We start from the raw sequence: 25064 nt of genomic DNA, 5'->3' as shown, positions 1-25064 counted from the left end.
GGCTCAGGATGTCGCGGGTGCAGAGTGCCGCCGCATTCGGTGACAGCGGGAATGTCCGGTCGTTCCGGCGAAAACAGTCCACAATAGACACATCGCCGGAGGTCGCCCTGGCCGCGGCGATCTCGCAGGCCAAGGGAGGCAACGAGAGCGCGTTCCGGGTGCTGTACCGGTCCGTCCAGCCCGCGCTGCTGCGATACCTGCGGGTGCTCGTCGGCCAGGACGCCGAGGACGTCGCTTCCGAGGCATGGCTGCAGATAGCGCGTGACCTGCCGTCTTTTCGCGGCGACGCCGACGGTTTCCGCGGCTGGGCAACGACCATCGCCCGCAATCGGGCAATGGATCACCTCAGGAGCCAGCGCAGGCGACCGGTCGACACGCAACCGGTCGAGGAGCTGACCGACCGGCCGGCGACCAGCGACACCGCTGAGTCCGCTGTGGACTCGATGGCCACCGACGCGGCACTGGCGATGATCGCCAAGCTGCCGCAGGACCAGGCCGAGGCCGTCCTGCTGCGAGTGGTCGTCGGGCTCGACGCGAAGGCCTCGGGCAAGGTGCTCGGCAAGCGCGCGGGTGCCGTGCGCACGTCCGCCTACCGCGGTCTGCGCAAGCTCGCCGAGCTCCTCGAACAGGCCGCTGACCAGGGGGAGTGACACTTTTGAAGACCCAGACGCTGAGGTATCCGAGATGAGCGCGAGACGTTTCCGCCGGGTGGACCGGCGTACCGCCGGGCAGCAGGGGCCGGGCGGTACGCCGGACCGGGCGCGGGCGCTGGACGAGCTGCTCGCGGATGCCGCCGCACCGGCGCATGCCAGTGAGCTCGCCGGTGAAGAAGCCGCTGTGGCCGCGTTTCGGAGCGCTCGTCTCGCCGAGACAACTCAGCCACGGAGATGGTCGATGCACAGACTGACAAAGCTCTTCACGGTGAAGGCCGCGGCCGTCGCCATCGGCGCGATGGCCGCAGGCGGCGTCGCATTCGCTGCTGCCACAGGGAATCTGCCTTCACAGGACAGCCCAGCTGTACCGGCCACGACCAGCAACTCCGCCACCGCTCCCGCGGAGGACTCCGGCAAGGGCAACCCGACCGACAAGAACACGCCGAACAGCGAAAAACCTGGCACGGACAGACCGGGAAACGGCAAGCCTGCCAACGAAAACGGGAACAACCCCGCACCTTCGCCGTCAGAGCACGGACTTTGCCAGGCGTACACCTCGGCACCAGAGGCCGACCGCGGCAAGCGGCTTGAGAGCCCGGCGTTCGAGGCGCTGATCACCGCCGCGGGTGGCAAGGACAAGGTGCCCGCGTTCTGCGTCACCGTCCTCGGTCAGCGGCCGAACGAGCAGAAAACCAACGAGCACAAGCCATCCGAGCCGGGCAAGCCCACGCAGCCGGCAGAGCGCGGGAACACCGAGCAACCGCAGCCGGGCAAGCCCAACGGCACGCCGCCGTCAGAGCGCCCAAACAACTGACCGCGGCGATAGTGGCGACGTAGCCTCCCAGCAGTCGCCACTTCCACGGGCGGGCGACGGCCACTCCCCCCGGGCCGTCGTCCGCCCCTCCGGCAAGGAGGCACGATGACACGCGCGTGTTCGTACACCGTCACCGCGGGCGGCTATGTGCTCGGAGTGTTGACAGTGCGGGAAAGCAACGACTTCCACGACCACATCGAGGTCTGCTCGGACTGCAGGCGTGAGGTCGTCGAACTGTCCCCGGTCGCCCGCATGCTGGCTCCGCTCAAGACCGCGACGCGGTCAGCACATCTCAACTAGGACTGGCGATCTCGCCGGTGAAGTAGCGCTGCACGGTCGGCCCGACCGCCGCGGCCATGGTGTCGATGTCGTTGCTGGCCAACGGTTCGAACTTGGCGACGTACCGGACCATCCCCATCCCGATCAGCTGGCTGGCGACCAGGGTGGCCCGGAACATGGCGTTGTCGGCGCCGGTCTTCGCGGCCACACGCATGAAGATCTGCTTGAGGAAGATGTCGCGCAACCCGTGCACGGCCATCTCGTGGCCCGCGACACTGCGCACCAACGCCGCGAACTGCCCGCCGCCGGTGCTGTCCCACACGGTGAGAAACCGGCGGACGACCCGGTCGCCAAGGGTGTTGATGTCGCCGCTGGCGATCTCGTTGGCGATCACCGCCGGGTCCACCGGCAGTTGCAGCACGGACTGGGCGAACAGGCCTTCCTTGCCGCCGAACCAGTGGTTGACCATGGCGGGGTCGACACCCGCCCGTTTCGCGATCGCGCGGACCGTGGCGCCTTCGTAGCCTTGTTCGGTGAACACCTCCCTGGCCGCCTCGATCAGGGCGTTCTTGGTGTCGGCACCGGCGGGCCGCCGCCCGCGGCGCTTGCCCTCTTGTTCCGCGCTCGTTGTCACGCCACCATCATCACTCGGTGAGTCAAACTTTTCAACATGCGATGAATTCTGTCTGACTGCGGCTTGACCCAGTCGTGCCGCTCGGCGTGCTCCCGGCAGAATGGCGGCATGGCCAGCGTGATCGGATCGGACCTGCCCGTGCACACCGGGATGGGCGCGATCAGCCCCACCCGCGAGGAGTTCCACGCCCTCGCCCGCGACCGCAGGGTGATCCCAGTCACCCGCAAGCTGCTGGCGGACGCGGAGACCCCGGTCGGCGTGTACCGCAAGCTCGCGGGCGACCGGACCGGGACCTTCCTGCTCGAGTCCGCGGAGAACGGCCGGTCCTGGTCACGATGGTCCTTCGTCGGCGCTCGCTGCGCCGCCTCGCTGACGTCCAAGGACGGGACGGCCACCTGGTCCGGGAAGGTGCCAGAGGACCTGCACGGCGACGGTGACCCGTTGGAGGCGTTGCGAGAGACCTTCCGGCTGCTGCACACCGAGCCGCTGCCCGGCCTGCCGCCGCTGACCGGCGGGATGGTGGGTTACATCGGTTACGACACCGTCCGGCGCCTGGAACGGCTGCCTGAGCTGGCCGAGGACGACCTGCGGATCCCCGAGCTGGTGATGATGATGGCGACCGACCTGGCCGCCCTCGACCACCACGAAGGCACGATCACCCTCATCGCCAATGCTGTGAACTGGGACAACACCCCCGAGCGGGTGGACGAGGCGTACGACGACGCGGTCGCCCGGCTCGGCAAGATGACCCAGGACCTGTGGACTTCGGCCGAGCCGACGGCGATGGTGTTCGAGCGCCCCAAGCCGCAGTTCACCCGCCGCCGCACCCGCGAGGAGTTCGGCGCGGCCGTCGAGAAGGCCAAGGAAGCGATCCGGGCCGGGGAGGCCTTCCAGATCGTGGTGTCCCAACGGTTCGAGATGCGCACCAACGCCGACTCGCTGGACGTGTACCGGATTCTGCGCACGACCAACCCGAGCCCGTACATGTACCTGCTGCGGCTGGACGGCTTCGACATCGTCGGGTCCAGCCCGGAATCGCTGGTCACGGTCAGGGACGGGGTGGCGACCACGCACCCGATCGCGGGCACCCGCTGGCGCGGGGTGGACCCCGAAGAGGACGCCATCCTGGAGAAGGACCTGCTGTCCGACGAGAAGGAACGCGCCGAGCACGTGATGCTGGTCGACCTGGGCCGCAACGACCTCGGCCGGGTCTGCGCACCAGGGTCCGTGCACGTGGTCGACTTCTTCCGGGTCGAGCGCTACAGCCACGTCATGCACATCGTGTCGACCGTCACCGGCAAGCTCGCCGAGGGCAAGACCGCTTTCGACGCCGTGACGGCCTGTTTCCCGGCTGGAACGCTTTCCGGGGCGCCGAAACCCCGCGCGATGGAGCTGATCGAGGAGCTCGAACCGACCAGACGAGGCCTGTACGGCGGCGTGGTCGGCTACCTCGACTTCGCGGGCAACGCGGACACGGCCATCGCGATCCGTACCGCGTTGGTGCAGGCGGGCGTGGCATACGTGCAGGCAGGCGCCGGGATCGTGGCCGACTCGAACCCGGCGGCCGAGGACGACGAGTGCCAGAACAAGGCGGGCGCGGTGCTTTCCGCGATCGCCATGGCCGAGACGATCAGGCCGGCCGCCGATGGCTGACCGTCGTCCACTATGGATCGTCACGGTCCTGCTGCTCGCCGCGTCGGCCGGGCTGTGGGGTTCGTCGAGGCTGAACTGGTCGTCCGAACTGACAGGTTCCGAACAGGTGAGCGGCTTGGTCCCGCTCGCGCTGCTGTCCTTGGCCGGGATCGCCGGTGTGCTGGCCACCAGCGGCTGGCCCCGCCGGATCGTCGGGGTGTTGTTGGCGCTGGCCGGTTTCGCGGCTTGTTGGCTCGCTGTCAACGGTGCCTTCGCGGCGGGACAAGCATTGTGGGGACGTGTCCTGGCGTTGCTCGCCGGGCTCGCGATCGTCGCCGCGGGCGTGCTGCTTGTGCGTTCTGGCCACAAGATGCCAAGGCTCGGCGCGAAGTACGACGCGCCCGGCAAGACCGAGCAGCCGGACGGCGAGAAGGAGCTCTGGAGCGCCCTGTCGGAAGGCAAAGACCCGACTGTTTGACCCCCGTCGCGCAATCGTTGCGTCGCCAGGCGCATGCTTACTGTGCACGGCCGACCCGGCGTCCTGCCACGAACTGGCGCGGGGTTAGCATCAGTGCGGCGGGAAGGGGCATACGCGGTGAGCGTTCTCGAGTCGATAATCGACGGTGTGCGCGAGGATCTCGCGGCCCGCGAAGCAAGGCTTCCATTCGAAGTCCTCAAGGAGCAGGCGGCGAAGGTGCCGCCGGCCAAGGACGCGCTGTCCGCGCTGCGGTCCACGGACGTCGGGGTGATCGCGGAGGTCAAGCGCCGCAGTCCGTCCAAGGGCGACCTGGCCGACATCCCGGATCCGGCGGTACTGGCCAAGGACTACGAGGAAGCCGGCGCGCGGGTGATCAGCGTGCTGACCGAACAGCGGCGTTTCGGCGGATCGTTGGCTGACTTTGACGCTGTCCGCGCGGCAGTGGATGTTCCGTTGCTGCGCAAGGACTTTGTCGTCAGCCCGTACCAGGTGCACGAGGCGCGGCTGCACGGCGCCGACTTGGTGCTGCTGATCGTGGCGGCGTTGGAGCAGAACGCGTTGGTGGGCTTGCTCGACCGGGTCGAGTCGCTCGGCATGACCGCGCTGGTCGAAGTGCACACGGCGGAGGAAGCCGACCGTGCGCTGGAGGCCGGCGCGTCGGTGATCGGCGTGAACGCCCGCGACCTGCACACGCTCGAGGTCGACCGCGAGGTCTTCACCCGGATCGCGCCGGGACTGCCGTTCGAGACGGTCAAGATCGCCGAGTCCGGGGTTCGCGGCCCTGGCGACCTGATGGCGTACGCCGGTGCCGGTGCCGACGCGGTGCTGGTCGGCGAGGGCCTGGTGGCCAGCGGCGATCCCAAGGCGGCGCTGACCAAACTGGTCACCGCCGGTTCGCACCCCGCATGCCCGAGGCCGTCCCGATGAGCCCGCGGAACGACCCGGAGAAGACCGGGCACGAGCACGACTCGCACGACCCGGACGAGCGCGGGTACTTCGGCGCGTTCGGCGGCCGGTTCATCCCGGAGGCGCTGATCCCGGCGCTGGAGGAGCTCTCGGCCGAGTACGACAAGGCCCGGCTCGACCCTGACTTCGTCAACGAGCTGCTGCGCCTGCTGCGTGACTACGCGGGCCGTCCGTCGATGCTGACCGAGGCGCCGCGCTTCGCCAAGCACGCGGGTGGCGCGCAGATCTGGCTGAAGCGCGAAGACCTCAACCACACCGGTTCGCACAAGATCAACAATGTGCTGGGGCAGGCGCTGCTCACCAAGCGGATGGGCAAGAAGCGAGTCATCGCCGAGACCGGCGCGGGCCAGCACGGCGTGGCCACGGCCACCGCGTGCGCGCTGCTGGACCTCGACTGCGTGGTCTACATGGGCGAGGTCGACACCGAGCGCCAGGCCCTGAACGTGGCCCGGATGCGGCTGCTGGGCGCCGAGGTCATCCCGGTCAAGACCGGGTCGCGCACGCTCAAGGACGCCATCAACGAGGCGCTGCGCGACTGGGTGACCAATGTGGAGACCACCCACTACCTGCTCGGCACCGCGGCCGCGTCGCACCCGTTCCCGGTGATGGTCCGCAACTTCCACCGGATCATCGGCATCGAGGCCCGTCAGCAGATGCTGGAGAAGGCCGGACGCCTGCCGGACGCCGTCGCCGCGTGCGTCGGCGGTGGCTCCAACGCGATCGGCATCTTCCACGGCTTCGTCGACGACAAGGACGTCCGTCTGGTCGGCTACGAGCCCGGCGGGCACGGCATCGAGTCCGGCGAGCACGGTGCGACGTTGTCCGAGGGCAGCCCCGGCCTGCTGCACGGCTCACGGTCGTACCTGCTGCAGGACGACGACGGCCAGATCATCGAGGCGTACTCGATCTCCGCCGGTCTGGACTACCCGGGCGTCGGCCCGGAGCACTCGTACCTCAAGGACTCCGGCCGCGCCGAGTACTACTCGGTGACCGACGCGGAGGCCATGGAGGCGTTCCAGCTGCTGTCGCGCACCGAGGGCATCATCCCGGCGATCGAGTCCTCGCACGCGCTGGCCGGGGCCATCAAGCTCGGCAAGGAGCTGGGTCCGGACGGCGTGATCCTGGTCAGCCTGTCCGGCCGGGGCGACAAGGACATGGACACCGCGGCCAAGTACTTCGGCCTGGTGGGGGAGGACTCCTGATGGGTCGCTTGGACACGCTGTTCGAGGCCACCCGTGCGGAGAACCGTGCCGCACTGGTCGGCTACCTCCCCGCCGGCTACCCGACGGTGGACGGCTCGGCCGACGTGCTCACCGCCATGGTCGAGTCCGGCTGCGACATCGTCGAGGTCGGCCTGCCGTTCTCCGACCCGGTGATGGACGGCCCGACCATCCAGCACGCCGCCGAACAGGCGCTGCGTGGTGGCTTCCGCGTGAAGGACATCTTCACCGTCGTCGAGCGCGTGTCCGCGGCCGGTGGCCGTGCCGTGGTCATGACGTACTGGAACCCCGTGTACCGCTACGGCGTGGACGCGTTCGCCCGCGACCTCGCCGCGGCCGGTGGCCTCGGCATCATCACGCCGGACCTGATCGTCGACGAGGCAGGCGAGTGGATCGCCGCGTCCGAGGCACACGGCCTTGACCGGATTTTCCTGGTCGCGCCCGCGTCCACGGAAGAACGGATCGTTCGTACGGTCGCCAAGTCGAGCGGATTCCTCTATGCCGCCTCGGTTATGGGCGTGACCGGTGCACGGGACTCCGTCAGCAACGCGGCTCCCGATCTTGTGCAGCGCGTGCGTGTCCACACCGACATGCCCATCGGCGTGGGCCTCGGCGTGCGGTCCGGTGCGCAGGCGGCGGAGATCGCGGCGTACGCGGACGCGGTGATCGTGGGGTCGGCGTTCGTGGCCAAAGCGGGCGAGAACATCGACGCGGTTCGTACGTTGGCGGGCGAATTGGCCCAAGGTGTCCGTTCTCGCGTCGTCGCAGGTCAAGGCACCTGAGGGCGTCAGTCAGCAGGGTGGTATGCGGGCCACTTGAGGCGAGGCGTTACCGTGTGCCCTCGTGACCGGAGCGAACGTCTTCCTGGCTAACATCCCCAGCCCCGACCGGGGTGTGTGGGAAATCGGCCCGATCCCGATCCGCGCCTACGCGATCTTCATCATCATCGGGATCATCGTGGCGATCTGGTGGGGCGAGAAACGCCTGCAGGCCAGGGGCGGACGCCCCGGTGAAGTGGTGGACATCGCGGTGTACGCGGTGCCGTTCGGCCTGATCGGTGGTCGGCTGTACCACGTGATCACCGACTACCACCGGTACTTCGGTGAGGGCAAGAATCCCCTGGACGCGCTGGCCATCTGGAACGGCGGCCTGGGCATCTGGGGTGCGATCGCACTCGGTGCCGTCGGCGCCTGGCTCGGCTGCAAGCGCAAGGGCATCCCGTTGCCGGCGTTCGCCGACGCGGTCGCGCCCGGCATCGTGGTGGCGCAGGCGATCGGCCGGATCGGCAACTACTTCAACCAGGAGCTCTACGGCGGTCCGACGACCCTGCCGTGGGGCTTGGAGATCTACCAGCGGGTGAACCCGGAGACCGGCATCGCCGACCAGCTCTCCGGCATCGCGGTGGACCACACACCGATCGCCGTCGTGCACCCGACGTTCCTCTACGAGCTGCTCTGGAACCTCGGCGTCGCACTGCTGGTCGTGTACGTCGACAAGAAGATGCGCCTCGGCCACGGCCGCGCGTTCGCGTTGTACGTCGCCGGTTACACCCTCGGCCGGACCTGGATCGAGCTGATGCGGACCGACGACGCCACGCTCGTGTTCGGCGTCCGGATCAACGTCTGGGTCTCGATCCTCGTGTTCATCGGCGCGGTCGTGTACTTCATCATGGCTCGCAGCAAGGGCGAACGCGAAGACTTGGCCTTGTTGCGCGGCGACGGCACGCCGCAGGACCCGTCGCCGATCGAAGCGTCCGAGGACGCCCTCGACGAGGACGACGACGAGAAGAAGGAGTCCTCCGACAAGGACTCGGACTCTGATTCCGACGCCGATGCCGATGCCGACGCTGAGAAGAAGGACGACGAACAGACCGCGAAGGTCCCAGCGGCCCCGGAAGCCAAGGACGACGAGAAAGAAGAGCCCGAAGCTCCGGAGCAGAAGAAGGACTGACAGGCAACGAAGTGGACAAGCCCGGCCGTGTGTCGGGCTTGTCGTTTTACTGTGGTTCCTTGTGACAGCTGCGATCTCTGTTGACGGCGCTGACGACGACCTACGCACACTGGCGAACTGGTTGCGTGACGAGGAAGACCTGCGTGGCCACGTGACGCTTTCCTCCGCGCCCATCGAAGACGGTCACATGGGCCCGGTCCTCGACGCGGTGGTAGTGGTCCTGACGAGCGCGACCGCGACGACGTTGATCCGGTCGCTCAAGGAGTGGTTGATCGCCAGCCGCAACGCCAAAGAAGGTGACGCTCAAGCTGACCGCGCAGGACGGCCGCAAGCTCGAACTCACCTGCGGTTCGGCCGAAGAAGCGGACGCCGCGATGGACGCGGCGCGCAAGTTCCTCGGTCAGTGAGTCGCGCCGATCAGGTTGCAGCCCCATTCGGCCACTGGTCCTGACGCGCTCAGGTTGACTCCGTCGGGCGTGACTGCTCCGCTGACGCAGCCGCCCTGAACGGCAAAGCCGAACGCCGCTCCGGGTGGTGGTACCGCGTTGGAGGCCAACGGAACGCGCATCCCCTGGATGTCGACTTCCGTGTAGCCGAAGCTCGCGAGCACCCGGCGGGTCGACTCCAGCGCCGCCTCAGTCATGTCCTCACTGTGCCACAAGACCTCGGCCGGTGATCGTCGGAAGGTCAAGTACTGTAAGCAGTCCCGGGGCGGCTTCGACGACAGCGGGGACCGCGTTCACCAGACGCATGGCGGTGGTCTTCAGACCCGCGGTGTTGTGATCGCCGTCGGACGCCATCAGTTGCAGATCGACGGTCATAGTCGGCTCACCAGTGACGATGACGCGATAACTGCCTTGTCCGACGGGCTGCGGCCAGTCTGGCGCCAGGTCGGGGCGCAGCCGCGTGACGTGTTCCAGTACGCAGACGGCTTTGCCTTTGACCTTGCCGATGACCTCGAACCGGAGGGCGGCGGCGGTCCCGGCTTCGATCACCCCGGACTTGATTTCGAACGTTTCCGGCGCGGGCACCGTGTCGAAAACGGCTGTGACTTCGTCGAGTTCGACGTCAAGGCCTGCCGCGATCTGCCGGACGACGCTGCCCCACGCCAGTTCGAGCACGCCGGGCTGCAGCAGCAGCGGGGTGTCGCCGGGTTTCGCGCCGAAACCCATGATGTCGAACAGCACCTTGCGGTTGTCGTACGTGGAGTAGTCCAGGATCTCCTGGCAGCGGACCTCGTCGATGCGTTCGCTGATCCCGGTGAGCGCGAGCGCAAGGGTGTCGTTGGCAAAGCCCGGGTCGATCCCGTTGACCCACAACGAAACTTGTCCCTCGGCAGCGGCGGCCCTGATCGGTCCCGAGACTTCCTGTGGAACGACACCGTCGGGGAACTGGAGGAAGACCGGAGAACTCGACACCACGTTGACGCCGGCACGCAGGATCTTGGCGAGGTCGTCAAGGGCTTCGCTGAGCCGGTCGTCGGCCATCGCGGTGTACACGACACAGTCGGGCTTCAACGCCAGCAAGGCATCTGCGTCGTTGGTGGCCTTCACGCCCAGTTCCCGGCCCAGCCCGGCCAGTTCACCGGCATCGCGGCCGACCTTGCCGGGCGAGGAGACCCAGACCCCGGCGAGTTCGAGGTCGGGCCGGGCGTCGATGCCCGCGATGACTTGGCGCCCGACGTTTCCGGTGCTCCACGCGACAACGCGGTATGTCACAGGTCCTCCAAGCCGAGATCGAGGGTGGGGCGTTCGGTGCCACCGTCCACTTCGAGCACTTTGCCGGTGACGAACTTCCCGGCGGTACTGACCAGGTAAAGGATGGAGGCCGCGATGTCAGCGGGTTCCCCGATCACCTTCAGCGGGGTGGCCTGCTCCATCTTGGTCTTGATTTCCTCGTTCTGCAGCACGATGTCCAGCGCGGATGTGGCGACTGAGCCGACGCAGATGGCGTTGACCCGGATCTTCGGCGAAAGGTCGGTGGCGGCAAGCCGCGTGTAGTGCGAGAGCGCGGCCTTGGCGGTGCCGTAAGCGACGAAGCCGCGGCCGGTGAGCCGTGCCATCGCCGAGGAGATGTTGACGATCGAGCCGCCACCGTTCTCCAGCATGATGGGAACGGCAGCGAGGTTCAGCGCATGCGCGGTCGCGACGTTGAAGTGGAACGCGTCCTTCAGTGCGTCGGGCGTCGTGTTCATGAACGGCGCGGGCATCGACCCGCCGACGTTGTTGACGACGATGTCGAGGCGCCCGAATTCGTCGCGCGCAGCCGTGGCCAACCGGCTCACGGCATCAAGATCGCTGAGATCGGCTTCGACGACCTTGGCGCGCCTACCGGCGGCTTCGACCCGTTGTGCGACGTCCTTCAGCTGCTCGGCTGTCCGCGACGAGATGACCACGTCCGCCCCGGCCTCGGCCAGGGCGACAGCGGTCGCGGCCCCAATCCCCCGGCCAGCCCCGGTCACCACAGCGGCAAGCCCGTCAACCCGAAACCGATCAAGGAACATGACGAAAACTGTAACACGTTCTAGTGGCTGGCGGTCTTGATCCGTGCGGCCTGACCAGGGACACGTCGCCAACGTCTGGCTGCATGAACGTCGAGGACATATGCGATCGCGTCTTTGTTGGGCAACGCGACAGGGTCGAGCTTGGTCAGCGGGTCCCGGATGTACACCTTCTCCAGTTTCGGCATCGCCCCCAGTGGGGAGAGGTTGTCGACCAGGGGGCAGTCGAGGTCGACGACTCGAAGGTGGGGAGCGAGTCGCAGTGGAACGATGCTGGACAGCCGCGTGGAGTACACAGTGAGGTGCTGCAACTGCTCGAAGAGCTCGATGGACTCGACGTCGCGAACCCAGCTGCTCTCATAAAGAGCGAGCTTCTTCAGGCGCGGGAGCGAGGTGGCCACTCCGCGCAGCCCGCCGGGCGGCGGTACAGGTCCGCGGAGAGTCAGATGCGTCAGGTGGGGAAGGTTCTGCAGTGGTTGAAGTGATGTCAGTGTCTTCGGAGTCTCGATGTCGAGGTGGGTGAGACTGGTCAGCGCTTCCAGTGGACTGAAGTCCGTGACGGCATCAAGATCACGTAACCACAGTTCGGTGAGTGCGGGCAACGAGCGGGCGAACTCGATGTCGGGAAACCCTCTGTGCCCGAGGATCAGTTCGGTCAACGCGGGGAGTTGGGCAAGGGTCTCCAGCCCGGTCAGTGTGCCGGACGACCATACGACCAACCGCTCGATCTCGGGGTGGCGCACCAAAGGCGCCACGTCTGTGATGGCTCCTGACACCCAGAGGCTTCGAATGGACGGCAAGCTCGACAGTTCGGTCAAGCTGTCCACATCGTCCAACCACAGATAGCCGATGTGCTGAAGGCCTGCGACTCTGCGCACCGCCTCCAGTTCCGCCCTGCCGTAGATCCAAGGATCATCGAGGAACCCAGCCAGGTGTGCGATGACAAGATCGGCAAACTTGCGCGGGTCGAAGTACTTCGCTAGTTCCGCGAACGACCGGTGCAGGCTATGTGGCGCTCTGCGCGCATACTTGGACAGGATCGCAAGGGCCTCGTCGTCGCCCACCCATGCGATCGCCTCGATGGTGGCCTTCGTCTGGGCTTCGGTCATCGCCGAGATGTCGTCGGGCACATGCTTCAGCAGAATGCGCCCAACCGCTGCCAGCGAACGGGCTTCGGCAGATCGCCGCGGTGGAACCAGCTTGGCCAGGCACTCTTCCACCCGAGCGCGTAGATCCGCATCGAGGGGACCGGCTGTTTCAAGGCATGCCGCCGCGAGCAACCGGAGAGTGCGGGCATTCCTGGGTTCCTCGTCCGCACGGTCAAGTAGTCCGGACAGCAGTTCGTGGCGTACCGGCTTGTTCGCGTGGCCTGCCGCGAGGATCACGGTTTCCCGCCAGGCATCCAGATGGGCCCGATCGATGAGCAACCCGACGTCACCGTGTTCGGCCGCCTCTGCCGCTGTCAGGTACTCCTGGAACGTCCGGTGCACAAAGTCGATCTTGTCGACCGCTGGTTCCCTGATGACACCGCTGCGCTGCAGCAGATGGTCCACTATGGACTCGGCTTGTCCGGTGGGCATCGACATCGTCGCGAGTCGTTCGGTGATCCGCTGAACCGCGTCCTTCTTCGCCAGCTCGGTGCGGTTGTTCAGGGACAGCCGCCACGCGAGGTACTGCAGCAGGTGGAGCTTGTTGCGGATGCTCAGTGAGACCTCGCTGGCAATCCGTCGCTCAACATCCCGGCGCTCGAGCAACATGTCCAGCGCTGCCGCGTAGATGCCCATCCGGTCCGGTGGCAACGCGGTGTGTTGGTCGAGGTTAAGGGCACAGAGCAGGGAGCACAGCAGTGGGTTTGTCGCGAGTGTCTGCAGAGGCGTGCTGGTTTCCAGCTTCGCGAGCAGGGCACGTTCGTAGCCGGGCAGTTCATGTTCCTGGCACGGCAGATGCCCGGCGCTTCGGACGGCGGCGTGCCAGTACGCGATCAACTCGCGGACGTCCCGGTTGCTCATCCGCTCCAGGGCAGCCGGAGTGAAACCTTCGTGTTGCAGCCATGCCGGGGTGGCTGCGGCCGGACGAGCCGTCACCACGATCTTGTTCTCCGGGTACGTCTGTACCAGCGTTCGAAGCCAGTCGCGGACAGCGTTGCGTTCCGGCACTGGCAGTTCGTCCACGCCGTCGACCAGCAGCAATGCTTGGCCGTCCGTGAGCACGCGGTGCACCCAGCCCGGAGGCGTCAGTGCGGCGAACGGGCAACTGTCCAGGAACTGCTCCGGGGAGGGCATTCGGCTGCCTGTGTAGCTGCGGAGTCGCACAAAGAACGGGACCAGGCCGTTCCATCGGGCCAAGTCCGCCTTGAAGGCACCCCGGGCTGCGGCGATGGCAAGCCATTGCAGCAAAGTGGTCTTGCCGGACCCCGGCTCGCCGGTGAGGAGCGTGCGGGTCGATCCAGCGAGCGCTTGTTCCACCCGCAGGGTGTTCGTCTCCGGGAGGTTCTCGCCGGCGATGGCGCTGCTCAGGCTCGCGCGGCGGTTGTCGACAGCGACCGACAGGCTCACGTAGGCGACGCTCAACGAGGTCCGCGTCCGGAAGTTCCTGGTGTGAACGCCGAAAAGCTCGATGTGGTCGAGCGTTGTGCTGACGAAGTCCAGGTAGCGGCGAAGGAACTCCTCGTCCTGGTCGGTGCCTGCGGGAGCGTCCAGCGACCGCATCGGCAGTCGGTCAAGCAGTTGTTCCACCTGGTTGCGCAGCTTCGACATCCGCGCCAGGGACTCGGCTATCCCGCGCGGGGTGAACGATGCGAGGTGCACGGCGATCTGTGCGTAGATGGTGCACGACTCGGCAAGCAGCCTGTCGTACAACGCCTCGCCCGCCGCGCTCATCGGAGGCGTACGAGGCATCGTGCTGCGTAAGCGACGAGCGAGTTTCACCGGGTCAGCGTCCACCTCGAAGAAGGCGTCGTCTGACAGGTCGGCCTTGGCGAAGGCGTCGACGACCGACTCCACCGCCAACCGTCGCTCGGCGTCTTCGAGACCGGACCATTCATCCGAGTAGAAAGCTTCAAGGCGTTCGGCGACCGCGTCGCACATCGCCTCGATCTCACGGTTGAGCTTCCGGCGCTTGTAGTCGTCGAAAACCGTGACGTTGATCAACTCGGCGAGCGGGAGAGACCGGTTCGCACGCTGCCGCCTGTCCGAGATCACTGCCTGCGCAACGGGTTTGATCAGGCTCTGGGCCAAGCGCAACGCATCGGTCATGGCCCCGAACTTACCGAGCACACCGGGACGTTGTCGTCGGAAAGCCGCCAGCCGTCGCGCATCTGAGTTGATCCACTGGGCTGGTGTCAAAGCGTTGGCTTGCTGTGCTGTCGGTCATGCTGGGGGATCTTCTCGATCGTCACCGCCGAAGTCGGTGCCCCGGGCGACTTCGGTGATCTTCTCCGCTATGCGTTGGGTTCTGTGTTGGGCGTGCCCGTGGGTACGTTCATCGGTGGTGGTCAGGTTTCTCGTAGTGCTCGCGCACTTTGGGGCGTACACGTACGTTCGCCCTTTCCTTGAGGGCGTAACGCATGTCGGCCCGCAAGTGATCACGGTCTTGTCGGCAATTTCTTCGCTGGCCCCTTGGCTGCGCGTCGTCCGCGAGCAGCGTTCGGCGTGAGCGCGGCCATGCTGGCTGGCGCGACCGTGCTGCTGCCCGTTCTTGGTGCATGGGAGATCGGTGCCACGGCTCTGCTGGTGATCTGGGGCGTGGCGTACGGTGCCGTTCTAGTTTGTTCGCAGGCGTGGTTCACCAAAGCAGCTCCGCACGCGCCTGAGGCAGCCGCGGTTCTGTTAAGAGTTGCAGGGGCGGGGTGTTGTCGGAGCGCAGTGGTTGGCCGATGGTCGAGGTGTTCGATGGCTGTCGCCTAAGTGTTGTTCTGGCGAGTCCTTTGGCGGAGGTGGGGCGTTGCACTGCTCGGCCTCGGCGTCGTGGCTTGTGGTGTTGCCGTTCACCAAGCGCCATCGTTGCCGGGGGATGCTCTTGGCGGATTATTCGTCCTTCTGGTCAAGTCCGCGGGATCAGAGCGTTTCTGCGGACGTCGGACCACGCAGGGGATAGGCATATGCCGCACGTGTCGTCGGGTCCTAAGAACTCGGAGCGGGCGCGGGTGTCGTCGGTGAGCCACAGGCGGAACCATGCTGTGGTTGCCCCGCGATAGCCGCCGCCGTTGCCGGTAGGTGTTGTGTGGGTGGCTTCTGCGAGTTCTCCGTACACGGCAGGGATATGGGTTGCTGCGTTGTACCGGGGGACTACTAGCAGCAGGGGCAGGACGACCAGGTCGAGTTGGCCGCTGACGATGAACATGGGGCCGTGCAACGCTTTGATGCTGCCGAGTGGTCCTGGTTGGATGGGTACGGTTGTGCTCACGCGGGGATCAGCGCCTGCGGCGATCGCGCCGCCGCCGCCCTGGGAATGTCCGCCTGCGCCGACGCGGTTCACGTCGACATGGTCGAAGTAAGGGCTGGAGGGGCGGGCGTTTTCCGCGGTGAGGTACGAGATTCCGGCCAGCATCTCGTTGCCGGAGCCGGAGTTAGGTGTGTTGGCTGCGGCGACGATGAAGCCGTGGGATGCCCAGTGCCGTAAAAGAGCCGCGTAAACGGACGGCGACGCGCCTGTGCCGTTGCCCCAGATGATGACGGGATGTCGTTGTGTCAACGGGGAAGGGCGGTAGATGGTGTGCGTGACCAGAACTTCTGAGGCCACCGCGTGCGGGCCGGGAGCCGCCCAGTCGATGGAGGGTTCCGCGACGGCGGGGATCGCACTCCACAACAGGAGTGCGAGGAGCAGGGAGGTGACGCGGGTCATAGTTCAAGGATGCCTTGGCGGGCACTTTGACTGCATCACTCGATCGGGCGGCGTTTCGGGACCACCACCGGTTTGCCGTCCGGTCCTTCCATGACGACCAGCCGGGCGCAGTAATGCTGGGCCAACACCGATGCGTCCAACACCGCGGAAGCATCCCCTGAAGCCACAACGGTTCCACGGTCCAAAAGCAGCAGCCGGTCCGCGTACTGCCCGGCCAAGGTCAGGTCGTGCAAAGTGGAGACGACGGTCGTCCCGTCCTCGGTCCGCAGCCGGTCGACCAGGTCCAGCAGCGCCTGCGCGTGCCCGATGTCCAGTCCGGTCGTCGGTTCGTCCAGCAACAGAACTCCGGTCTGCTGCGCCAAAACCCGGGCGAGCACGGCCCGTTGCCGCTCCCCGCCGGACAGCGTCCGGAGCAGCCGCCCAGCCAACGAGGACAGGTCCAGCCGGGCGAGAACCTGGTCGACCACAGCCATATCGTGGGGACCTTCCCGCGCCAAAATCCCCAAATGCGGTGTACGCCCGAGCAAGGCATAAGACGTCACCGACAACCCCTCGGGCAGCAAGGGAACTTGGGGTGCGTACCCCAAAGCCCGAGCCCGTTCCCGAGCGCTCAGATCCTGCACCGGCCTGCCGTCCAGCAGCACCGAGCCGGAATACGAGACCAGGCCGGCAATGGACTTGAGCAAAGTCGACTTGCCCGCGCCATTCGGCCCGATGATCGCCAGCCAGCTGCCCCGCGGAATCGACACCGACACGCCGGAGACCACGGTCTTCCCGCGATACCCGGCGCTGACGTCCACCAGTTCCAGCATCACCGGCCCGCCCTGTTCATCCGTAGCACCAGCAAGAAGAAGGGCGCTCCGGTGAACGCCGTGATCACTCCGATCGGCAGCTCGGCCGGAGCCAGGATCGTCCGCGCGATCTCGTCGGCCACGATCAGGAACGCCGCCCCGCCAAGCAAGGACAACGGCAACACAATCCGGTAGCTGGCCCCTGCAAGCAACCGCACGATATGCGGCACGACAATCCCCACGAACCCGATCAGCCCACCGACAGACACAGCGGCCGCCGTGGCCAAAGAAGCCGCGCCCAGCACAAGCATGCGAACGCGGGCGGGACGGATCCCGAGCGACGCCGCCTCCTCGTCACCGACGGCCAGGACGTCGAGCAGCCGCCCACACAACCACAGCACCACACTCGTGACCGCGATGTACGGCAGCGAAAGCACAACCTCACGCCACCCGGTTGTGTTGAGCCCGCCCAGCATCCACGAGTAGACCCGCTGGATCGTCTCGATGTTCGCCTGCTGCACAAAGGTCTGGACAGCCGTCAGGAACGAGGCCACCGCCACCCCGGCGAGCAGCAGCATCGCCGGACCGCTCCCGGCGGACTGGCTCAGCACCCACGAGAGTCCCACTCCGCCAAGCGCACCGACAAAAGCCGCGAGCGGCAAGGCGATGCTCCACGAAGGCGCACTCACCACGATGATGGTCGCGCCCAGCCCCGCACCGGCCGCGGCACCCAACAAGTACGGATCCGCCAACGGATTGCGGAACACGCCTTGGAAAGCCGCACCTGAGATCGCCAACGCCCCGCCGACCAAAGCCGCCAGTACGACCCGGGGCGCCCGCAGGTACCAGAGAATCGCCGCCTCCCGGGAGGAAAGCGGCGACACGCCACCGGTCACCTGCGCCCAGATCTCCTGCAGCACCCGGTGGTACCCGAGGCTGGACACGCCGAGCAACAACGAGCTGAGCGCGGCCAGCACCACCAGAACCAGTGCGACGACCAGTGCTCGACCGGAGAGGCCTTGAGTTCTCAGCCTGCTGCTCGCTTCACCGCGGCGGACACCTGGTTGACCAGGTCGACGATCCGTGGTCCCCAGCGGGAGGCGATGTCGTCGTCCAGTGCCACGATGTTGTTGCGCTGCACGGCTGTCAGGGTCGACCACTGTGGCCTGGCGCGAACGGTCTCGACGGTCTGGGCGCAGCATTTGGTGTCCGCGAGGAAGATCAGGTCGGGATTGGCCTGGAACAGGGCCTGTTGCCCGAGTTGCGGGAAGCCGTCGGCGGCCGGGGTGTTCGCCGGGTCGGCCACGTTCTGCAGGCCGAACAACGCGTACACCCGGCCGACGAACGTGCCGGACGTCGCGGTGAACAGGTCCGGCCCCAGCTCGTGGTAGTACTTCAACGGTTTCGCCGGTGTGGTGTCCACTACTTTCTTGATGGCGTCACGTGTCCTGACCACGAGGTTGTCGGCCTGTGCGACCTGCCCGGTCGCCTTGCCCAGCAGTGTCCACTGTGCATACGCGTCGTCGAGCGCCTTGGCCGTCGGCAGCAGCAACACCGGGATCTTCACCGCGGTCAGCCCGCCGACCACGTCGTTGAGGTCGGCCGCGACCACGACCAGGTCGGGGTTCTGCTGGGTGATCGCCTCCACATTGGGCTTGAACCCGGACAGTTGGGTACGCGGCGCCTCGGCCGGGTAGGTCGACTGGTCGTCCACAGCGACCACCTGCTTGCCCGCGCCGATGGCGAACAACACTTCGGTGGCCGTAGGGCTTAGCGACACGATCCGGCTCGGTTGGCGTTCGATTACAACTTGCTTACCGTCGGGTGCGGTCAGCGTCGCCGGGAAGGCCGGCTGAGTCGGCGCGGGCGAAGTCGACGGTTGCTCTCTGGTAGCGCAGGAGACCAGCGCAAACACGCTCAGTAGCGACAACCCCAGCGCCGACACACGGCGTGCGAAGCTCATTGCAGGCACGCTACCAGGTGGTTTGTCGTATTTCGCGGGTAACCCGTACGTCGGTTATGCTTAGCGTGACGAACGAAGTCCAGCCTGACCGGCGCAGTATCGTTCCGATCAATCGAATCGTTACCTAGGCCGACGGATTTCACTCTGCAAGAGTGTTTTTTGCGTTTCGCGGCTGTTAAGGTCACGTCAACTAAGCGGGCCATCGGCGTCCCGCGCCCAGAAGAAGGAAATACCTGAGCGCGAGGACGACGAGGGAGGTCTGCTCATGATCTTCTCCGCCATCCCGGGTTCCCAAGGACTGTACGACCCCACCACCGAGCGCGATTCCTGCGGTGTCGCGATGGTCGCCGACATTCTCGGCCGCCGATCGCACGGCATCGTCTCGGATGGGCTGACAGCACTGGCGAACCTGGAGCACCGTGGCGCGGCCGGGGCGGAACCGACCAGCGGCGACGGCGCCGGCATCCTGGTCCAGCTGCCCGACCGGCTGCTGCGGGCGGTGGCAGGCATCGACTTGCCGGAGGCGGGTGAGTACGCGGCCGGGATCGCCTTCCTGCCCGCGGGTTTCAGTGAGCGAACCGCGGCGATGGAGCTGATCGGACGCGTTGCCGCCGAAGAGAACCTGACCATTCTCGGCTGGCGTGACGTGCCGGTCGCGCCGGACGCGGCGGATGTGGGCCCGACGGCGCGGTCGGTGATGCCTCATTTCGCCATGCTTTTCGTTGCCGGGCAAGAAGATGCGGGTGGCCGCGTGCCGACCGGCATCGACCTCGACCGGCTGGCGTTCTGCTTGCGCAAGCGTGCCGAGCACGAGAGCAGGACCGCCGGGTACGGCATGTACTTCGCGTCGCTGTCCGCGCGCACTCTTGTCTACAAGGGAATGCTCACCACTGAGCAGCTGCCGAAGTTCTTCACCGACTTGCAGGACGAGCGGCTGGAGAGCGCGATCGCGTTGGTGCACAGCCGGTTCTCCACGAACACGTTCCCCTCGTGGCCACTGGCGCACCCGTTCCGGTTCGTCGCGCACAACGGTGAGATCAACACGGTTCGCGGTAACCGCAACCGGATGCGCGCTCGTGAGGCGCTGCTCGAGTCGGACCTGATTCCCGGTGACCTGACCAGGTTGTACCCGATCGTCGACCCGGACGGTTCGGACTCCGCGTCGTTCGACGAAGTCCTCGAGCTGCTGCATCTGGGTGGCCGTAGCCTGCCGCACGCGGTGCTGATGATGATCCCGGAGGCGTGGGAGAACCACGCCACAATGGACGGTGCGCGCCGCGCGTTCTACCAGTTCCACGCCAGCGTGATGGAGCCGTGGGACGGCCCGGCCTGTGTGACCTTCACCGACGGCACGGTCGTCGGCGCTGTGCTGGACCGCAACGGCTTGCGGCCCGCGCGTTGGTGGCGCACCGCGGACGACCGCGTCGTGCTCGCCAGCGAGACCGGTGTGCTGGACGTACCGCCGGACCAGATCGTGGCCAAGGGCCGCCTGCAGCCGGGCCGGATGTTCCTTGTGGACACCGAGGCCGGCCGGATCGTCGGCGACGACGAGATCAAGTCCGAGCTGGCCAACCAGCTGCCGTACGACGAGTGGCTGCACGCCGGCCTGCTGCAGCTGTCGGACCTGCCCAACCGCGAGCACGTGGTGCAGACGCACGAGTCGGTGCTGCGTCGCCAGCTGACCTTCGGCTACACCGAGGAAGAGCTGAAGATCCTGCTCACGCCGATGGCCGTGAAGGGCGCGGAGCCGATCGGCTCGATGGGCACCGACACGCCGCCTGCCGCGCTGTCCAAGCGGCCGAGGCTGCTCTACGACTACTTCAAGCAGAACTTCGCCCAGGTCACCAACCCGCCGCTGGACGCGATCCGCGAAGAGCTGGTCACCTCCATGGCCCGGATCATGGGCCCTGAGCAGAACCTGCTCGACCCCGGCCCGCGCACCTGCCGGCACATCCAGCTGCAGTACCCGGTCATCGACAACGATGAACTGGCCAAGCTGATCCACATCAACGACGATGGGGATCTGCCTGGCTTCGCCTGCACTGTCCTGTCCGGACTGTATGAAGTGGACGGCGGCGGCAAGGCGCTTGAGGCTGCGATCGAACGGGTGCGCCGCGAGGCGTCCGAAGCGATCGCCGCGGGTGCCCGCACGCTCGTGCTGTCGGACCGTGACTCCGACCACCGGATGGCGCCGATCCCGTCCCTGCTCCTGGTCTCCGCGGTGCACCACCACCTGGTGCGCACGAAGGAGCGGCTGCGGGTCGCGCTGGTGGTGGAGAGCGGCGACGCCCGCGAGGTGCACCACATCGCGCTGCTGCTTGGTTACGGCGCCGCCGCGGTGAACCCGTACCTGGCGTTCGAGTCTATTGAGGACCTGATCAGCAGCGGGGCGATCACCGGCATCGAGCCGCGCAAGGCCGTCCGCAACTACGTCACCGCCCTGGTCAAGGGCGTGCTGAAGATCATGTCCAAGATGGGCATCTCGACCGTGGGCGCGTACACCGCCGCCCAGGTCTTCGAGGCTTTCGGCCTGGCCAACGACGTCCTGGCCGAATATTTCACTGGCACCTCGTCCAAGCTCGGCGGTGTCGGGCTGGACGTGATCGCCGAGGAGGCGGCGCAGCGGCACCGCCGCGCCCATCCGGAGAACCCGACCGACCGGGTGCACCGGCGGCTGGAGAGCGGCGGCGAGTACGCCTACCGCCGCGAGGGTGAACTGCACCTGTTCACGCCCGAGACCGTGTTCCTGTTGCAGCACGCGACAAAGACCGGCCGCCAGGACGTGTACCGCAAGTACGTCGAGGAAGTCGAGCGGCTCAACCGGGAGGGTGGCGCGCTGCGCGGGCTGTTCAAGCTGCGCAAGGGTGAGCGCCAGCCGATCCCGTTGAACGAGGTCGAGCCGATCGAGTCGATCCTCAAGCGGTTCAACACCGGTGCCATGTCGTACGGCTCGATCTCCGCCGAGGCGCACGAGACACTGGCGATCGCGATGAACCGGATCGGTGGCCGGTCCAACACCGGTGAGGGCGGCGAGGACGCGCAGCGCCTCTACGACCCGGAGCGCCGGTCGGCCATCAAGCAGGTCGCAAGCGGCCGCTTCGGCGTCACCAGCGAGTACCTGGTGAACGCGGACGACATCCAGATCAAGATGGCGCAGGGCGCGAAGCCGGGTGAGGGCGGCCAGTTGCCGCCGAACAAGGTGTACCCGTGGATCGCCCGGACGCGGCACTCGACCGCGGGCGTCGGGCTGATTTCCCCGCCGCCGCACCATGACATCTACTCGATCGAGGATCTGGCGCAGCTGATCCACGACCTGAAGAACGCCAACGAGCAAGCCCGGATCCACGTCAAGCTCGTCAGCGAGCTGGGTGTGGGGACGGTCGCGGCCGGTGTGGCGAAGGCGCACGCGGACGTGGTGCTGATCTCCGGCCACGACGGCGGAACCGGTGCCTCGCCGATGAACTCGTTGAAGCACGCCGGAACGCCGTGGGAGATTGGCCTCGCCGAGACGCACCAGACGTTGATGCTCAACGGTCTGCGCGACCGGATCACCGTGCAGGTGGACGGTGCGATGAAGACCGGCCGGGACGTGGTGATCGCCGCGCTGCTCGGTGCCGAGGAGTTCGGCTTCGCCACCGCACCCCTGATCGTCGAGGGCTGCGTGATGATGCGGGTCTGCCACCTGGACACGTGCCCGGTCGGCATCGCCACCCAGAACCCGGTGCTGCGCAAGCGGTACACCGGCAAGGCCGAGCACGTGGTGAACTACTTCCACTTCATCGCCAATGAGGTCCGCGAACTGCTGGCGGAGCTGGGTTTCCGGACCATCGACGAGGCTGTCGGGCACGCCGAGATGCTGGACGTCAACGAGGCCATCCACCACTGGAAGGCCAGCGGGCTTGACCTCAAGCCGATCTTCGAGGTCCCGGCGAACACGTACAACAACGCTCCCCGCAAGGTCAGGGAGCAGGATCACGGTCTGGCGCACGCCCTTGACCGCACCCTGATCCAGCTTTCCGAAGCGGCGCTGGAAGATGCGCACCCGGTGAAGCTGGAACTGCCGGTGCGCAACGTGAACCGGACGGTCGGCACGCTGCTCGGCTCCGAGGTGACGAGGCGCTATGGCGGCGACGGCTTGCCGGAGGACACGATCAACGTGACGCTGACCGGGTCGGCTGGTCAGTCGCTCGGTGCGTTCCTGCCGCGCGGGATCACCCTCGATCTTGTCGGCGACGCGAACGACTACGTCGGCAAAGGCTTGTCCGGTGGGCGAATCGTCGTCCGCCCGCACGCGGACGCGCCCTTTGCCGCTGAGGCCCAGGTGATTGCGGGCAACGTGATCGGCTATGGCGCCACCTCAGGCGAGATCTACCTGCGCGGCCGGGTCGGTGAACGGTTCGGCGTGCGCAACTCGGGCGCGGTGATCGTCGCCGAAGGCGTCGGCGATCACGCGTTCGAGTACATGACTGGCGGCCGTGCCGTGGTGCTCGGCCCGACCGGCCGCAACCTGGCCGCAGGCATGTCCGGCGGCGTCGCGTACGTGCTCGATCTGCAGCCCGCCTTGGTGAACACCGAGATGGTCGACCTGCAGCGGCTCACCGCCGACGATCTGGAGTGGTTGCGCGACACCGTGACCCGCCACCACACGCTGACCGGTTCGGCCGTCGCGGCTTCGCTGCTCGGCGACTGGACCCGGCGGTCGGTGTCCTTCACGAAGGTGATGCCGCGCGACTACCAGCGCGTCCTGGAGGCAATGCGACTGGCTCGTGCCGAAGGCCGTGACGTCGACGAGGCAGTGATGGAGGCGTCCCGTGGCTGACCCGAACGGTTTCCTTTCCATTCCCCGCCGCAACGCCCCGAAGCGGCCGATCGACGACCGGCTTGGCGACTGGCGTGAGGTCTACGAGGCCCTCTCACCGGCCGAACGCGACACTCAGGTCCGCAAGCAGGCGACCCGCTGCATGGACTGCGGCATCCCGTTCTGCCACTCCGGCTCGGCGGGCTGCCCGCTGGGCAACCTGATTCCGGAGTGGAACGACCTGGTTCGCCGTGGTGACTGGGAACTGGCCAGTGAGCGGCTGCACGCGACCAACAACTTCCCAGAGTTCACCGGGAAGCTGTGCCCGGCGCCGTGCGAAACGGCTTGTGTGCTGGCCATCTCGCCGGACTCCGGCGGCGCGGTCACCATCAAGCGTGTCGAAGAGACGATCGCCGAAGTCGCGTGGGACAGCAACACCGTGGCCGCTCGTGTGTCCACTGTGTCCTCGGGCAAGAAGGTCGCGGTGGTCGGCTCCGGTCCGGCCGGTCTCGCCGCCGCACAGCAGTTGACCCGTGCTGGACACGAGGTGACCGTGTTCGAGCGGGACGACCGGCTCGGTGGTCTGCTGCGGTACGGCATTCCCGAGTTCAAGATGGAGAAGAAGGTTCTCGACCGGCGGCTCGCTCAGCTGCGCGCCGAGGGCACGAAGTTCGTGACCGGCTGTGAGGTCGGTGGCAGCGGACTGTCCGTTGAGGAGCTTCGCGCCTCGTTCGACGCTGTCGTGCTGGCTGTCGGTGCCCTGCGTGGCCGGGATGCGCCGGACATCCCCGGACGCGACCTCAAGGGCGTGCACCTGGCCATGGAACACCTGGTCCCGGCCAACCGCGAGTGCGAAGGCGACGGCCCGTCGTCGATCAGCGCCGCAGGCAAGCACGTTCTGGTGATCGGCGGCGGTGACACCGGTGCGGACTGCTACGGCACAGCGACCCGTCAGGGCGCGCTGAGCGTGACGCAGCTCGACCAGTACCCGAAGCCGCCGGACGTCCGCGACGACACGCGTTCGCCTTGGCCGGTGTGGCCGGTCGTGCTCCGGACATATCCGGCGCACGAGGAAGCGGGCGAGCGCCGGTTCGCCGTTGCCGTCAAGCGCTTTGTCGGTGACGACAACGGCAACGTCCGTCTGGTGGAGCTGCAGACTGTCCGGGTCGAGAAGGACCCGGAGACCGGCCTGCGCGCGGTGACACCGGTGTCCGACGAGGTGGAGACCATCCCGGCGGACATGGTCCTGCTGGCGATCGGGTTCGAGGGCGTCGAGCACATGCCGCTGCTGGACGGCTTGGGCCTGCAGCTGACCAAGCGCGGCACGTTGTCGTGCGGGTCGGACTGGCAGACCAGCGCGCCGGGTGTGTTCGTCTGTGGTGACGCGCATCGCGGTGCGTCCCTTGTGGTCTGGGCGATCGCGGAGGGCCGCTCGGTGGCCAACGCCGTTGACGCGTACCTCACGGGCGCCTCGGACCTGCCAGCTCCGGTGCACCCGACCGCGCTGCCTCTGGCCGTTGTTTGACGCGAGGCGCACAATCTGA

The 25064-nt window shown here is 66.9% G+C and carries 20 protein-coding genes and 1 pseudogene; 12 read left to right on the top strand and 9 right to left on the bottom strand.

All coding sequences use genetic code 11. The annotated features are described in order from the left end of the window. Nucleotides 1–17: 17 nt before the first annotated feature. The 3 genes from B9C43_RS22470 to B9C43_RS22460 all read left to right on the top strand — a co-directional run bounded on the left by B9C43_RS22470 (nt 18) and on the right by B9C43_RS22460 (nt 1767). Nucleotides 18–650, top strand: coding sequence for an RNA polymerase sigma factor (locus B9C43_RS22470; RefSeq protein ID WP_235038763.1), 633 nt, complete (start codon nt 18–20; stop codon nt 648–650). Between the two features lie 34 nt (nt 651–684). Continuing rightward, entirely contained in the window at nt 685–1467 is a 783-nt protein-coding gene (locus tag B9C43_RS22465) for a prolipoprotein diacylglyceryl transferase (protein ID WP_143446500.1), read from the top strand. Nucleotides 1468–1572: 105 nt separating this feature from the next. Further along, complete coding sequence (locus B9C43_RS22460; protein ID WP_033381560.1) at nt 1573–1767, top strand: hypothetical protein; 195 nt, start codon at nt 1573–1575, stop codon at nt 1765–1767. On the opposite strand, the gene B9C43_RS22455 is transcribed toward B9C43_RS22460, so the two are convergent. Then, complete coding sequence (locus B9C43_RS22455) at nt 1760–2380, bottom strand: TetR/AcrR family transcriptional regulator (RefSeq protein WP_084428796.1); 621 nt, start codon at nt 2378–2380, stop codon at nt 1760–1762. The genes B9C43_RS22460 and B9C43_RS22455 overlap by 8 nt on opposite strands. Nucleotides 2381–2488: 108 nt before the next feature. Between B9C43_RS22455 and B9C43_RS22450 the strand changes: the two genes are divergently transcribed. The 7 genes and pseudogenes from B9C43_RS22450 to B9C43_RS60135 all read left to right on the top strand — a co-directional run. After that, the gene (locus B9C43_RS22450) at nt 2489–4033 is read left to right on the top strand and encodes an anthranilate synthase component I (protein ID WP_143446499.1); all 1545 of its coding nucleotides are present in this window, start codon (nt 2489–2491) and stop codon (nt 4031–4033) included. Beyond that, complete coding sequence (locus tag B9C43_RS22445) at nt 4026–4490, top strand: Trp biosynthesis-associated membrane protein (RefSeq protein WP_084428795.1); 465 nt, start codon at nt 4026–4028, stop codon at nt 4488–4490. The genes B9C43_RS22450 and B9C43_RS22445 overlap by 8 nt, the downstream gene beginning before the upstream one ends. Before the next feature lie 117 nt (nt 4491–4607). Then, nucleotides 4608–5417, top strand: coding sequence for an indole-3-glycerol phosphate synthase TrpC (gene trpC / locus B9C43_RS22440; protein ID WP_033381565.1), 810 nt, complete (start codon nt 4608–4610; stop codon nt 5415–5417). After that, nucleotides 5396–6658, top strand: coding sequence for a tryptophan synthase subunit beta (gene trpB, locus B9C43_RS22435; protein ID WP_084428794.1), 1263 nt, complete (start codon nt 5396–5398; stop codon nt 6656–6658). The genes trpC and trpB overlap by 22 nt, the downstream gene beginning before the upstream one ends. Further along, nucleotides 6658–7458, top strand: a complete 801-nt coding sequence (gene trpA / locus B9C43_RS22430) for a tryptophan synthase subunit alpha (RefSeq protein ID WP_084428793.1) — start codon at nt 6658–6660, stop codon at nt 7456–7458. Before trpB ends, trpA begins: the two co-directional genes overlap by 1 nt. Before the next feature lie 61 nt (nt 7459–7519). Then, nucleotides 7520–8626, top strand: coding sequence for a prolipoprotein diacylglyceryl transferase (gene lgt, locus B9C43_RS22425; RefSeq protein ID WP_051895068.1), 1107 nt, complete (start codon nt 7520–7522; stop codon nt 8624–8626). Then, nucleotides 8508–8897: pseudogene (locus B9C43_RS60135) on the top strand (effector-associated constant component EACC1); the annotation flags it as partial. The gene lgt and the pseudogene B9C43_RS60135, both read left to right, overlap by 119 nt. Before the next feature lie 129 nt (nt 8898–9026). Here the strand turns inward: B9C43_RS60135 and B9C43_RS22420 are convergent. The 8 genes from B9C43_RS22420 to B9C43_RS58570 all read right to left on the bottom strand — a co-directional run bounded on the left by B9C43_RS22420 (nt 9027) and on the right by B9C43_RS58570 (nt 18539). Next, nucleotides 9027–9269, bottom strand: coding sequence for a hypothetical protein (locus B9C43_RS22420; protein ID WP_084428792.1), 243 nt, complete (start codon nt 9267–9269; stop codon nt 9027–9029). A gap of 4 nt (nt 9270–9273) precedes the next feature. Then, on the bottom strand, nt 9274–10344 hold the full coding sequence (locus tag B9C43_RS22415; protein WP_084428791.1) for an NAD(P)H-dependent amine dehydrogenase family protein: 1071 nt from the start codon (nt 10342–10344) through the stop codon (nt 9274–9276). After that, nucleotides 10341–11129 carry an SDR family oxidoreductase gene (locus B9C43_RS22410; RefSeq protein ID WP_084428790.1) on the bottom strand — a complete coding sequence of 263 codons (789 nt, stop codon included), beginning with the start codon at nt 11127–11129 and terminating at the stop codon, nt 10341–10343. Before B9C43_RS22410 ends, B9C43_RS22415 begins: the two co-directional genes overlap by 4 nt. A gap of 20 nt (nt 11130–11149) precedes the next feature. Beyond that, a complete protein-coding gene (locus tag B9C43_RS22405) occupies nt 11150–14380 on the bottom strand; it encodes an NACHT domain-containing protein (protein WP_143446498.1) in 3231 nt (1076 codons plus the stop codon). 787 nt (nt 14381–15167) lie between these two features. Continuing rightward, a complete protein-coding gene (locus B9C43_RS22400) occupies nt 15168–15968 on the bottom strand; it encodes a poly(ethylene terephthalate) hydrolase family protein (RefSeq protein WP_084428788.1) in 801 nt (266 codons plus the stop codon). A gap of 35 nt (nt 15969–16003) precedes the next feature. Then, the gene (locus tag B9C43_RS22395; RefSeq protein WP_084428787.1) at nt 16004–16780 is read right to left on the bottom strand and encodes an ABC transporter ATP-binding protein; all 777 of its coding nucleotides are present in this window, start codon (nt 16778–16780) and stop codon (nt 16004–16006) included. Beyond that, entirely contained in the window at nt 16780–17739 is a 960-nt protein-coding gene (locus tag B9C43_RS22390) for a FecCD family ABC transporter permease (protein ID WP_407657114.1), read from the bottom strand. The genes B9C43_RS22395 and B9C43_RS22390 overlap by 1 nt, the downstream gene beginning before the upstream one ends. A 47-nt stretch (nt 17740–17786) precedes the next feature. Continuing rightward, entirely contained in the window at nt 17787–18539 is a 753-nt protein-coding gene (locus B9C43_RS58570) for an ABC transporter substrate-binding protein (protein WP_160096640.1), read from the bottom strand. Between the two features lie 448 nt (nt 18540–18987). On the opposite strand from B9C43_RS58570, the gene gltB reads away from it, so the two are divergent. Together gltB and B9C43_RS22375 are read left to right on the top strand one after the other, a co-directional pair. Beyond that, nucleotides 18988–23541, top strand: coding sequence for a glutamate synthase large subunit (gene gltB, locus B9C43_RS22380; protein ID WP_084428784.1), 4554 nt, complete (start codon nt 18988–18990; stop codon nt 23539–23541). After that, nucleotides 23534–25045: a glutamate synthase subunit beta gene (locus tag B9C43_RS22375; protein ID WP_084428783.1), complete on the top strand. Its 1512-nt coding sequence runs from the start codon at nt 23534–23536 to the stop codon at nt 25043–25045. Before gltB ends, B9C43_RS22375 begins: the two co-directional genes overlap by 8 nt. Nucleotides 25046–25064 lie beyond the last annotated feature (19 nt).

The sequence above is a fragment of the Kibdelosporangium aridum genome (assembly GCF_900176515.1).
Lineage (GTDB): Bacteria > Actinomycetota > Actinomycetes > Mycobacteriales > Pseudonocardiaceae > Kibdelosporangium > Kibdelosporangium aridum.
The sequence above is the reverse complement of the archived record's forward strand: the minus strand, read 5'-3'. Positions and strand labels throughout refer to the sequence as shown.

Bases quoted from the DNA above. Each gene is read 5' to 3' on its own strand.
- B9C43_RS22465 (WP_143446500.1), top strand. From the start codon at position 685: ATGAGCGCGAGACGTTTCCGCCGGGTGGACCGGCGTACCGCCGGGCAG.
- B9C43_RS22460 (WP_033381560.1), top strand. From the start codon at position 1,573: ATGACACGCGCGTGTTCGTACACCGTCACCGCGGGCGGCTATGTGCTC.
- B9C43_RS22450 (WP_143446499.1), top strand. From the start codon at position 2,489: ATGGCCAGCGTGATCGGATCGGACCTGCCCGTGCACACCGGGATGGGC.
- B9C43_RS22445 (WP_084428795.1), top strand. From the start codon at position 4,026: ATGGCTGACCGTCGTCCACTATGGATCGTCACGGTCCTGCTGCTCGCC.
- trpB (WP_084428794.1), top strand. From the start codon at position 5,396: ATGCCCGAGGCCGTCCCGATGAGCCCGCGGAACGACCCGGAGAAGACC.
- trpA (WP_084428793.1), top strand. From the start codon at position 6,658: ATGGGTCGCTTGGACACGCTGTTCGAGGCCACCCGTGCGGAGAACCGT.
- B9C43_RS22420 (WP_084428792.1), bottom strand. From the start codon at position 9,269: ATGACTGAGGCGGCGCTGGAGTCGACCCGCCGGGTGCTCGCGAGCTTC.
- B9C43_RS22410 (WP_084428790.1), bottom strand. From the start codon at position 11,129: ATGTTCCTTGATCGGTTTCGGGTTGACGGGCTTGCCGCTGTGGTGACC.
- B9C43_RS22405 (WP_143446498.1), bottom strand. From the start codon at position 14,380: ATGACCGATGCGTTGCGCTTGGCCCAGAGCCTGATCAAACCCGTTGCG.
- B9C43_RS22400 (WP_084428788.1), bottom strand. From the start codon at position 15,968: ATGACCCGCGTCACCTCCCTGCTCCTCGCACTCCTGTTGTGGAGTGCG.
- B9C43_RS22395 (WP_084428787.1), bottom strand. From the start codon at position 16,780: ATGCTGGAACTGGTGGACGTCAGCGCCGGGTATCGCGGGAAGACCGTG.
- gltB (WP_084428784.1), top strand. From the start codon at position 18,988: ATGATCTTCTCCGCCATCCCGGGTTCCCAAGGACTGTACGACCCCACC.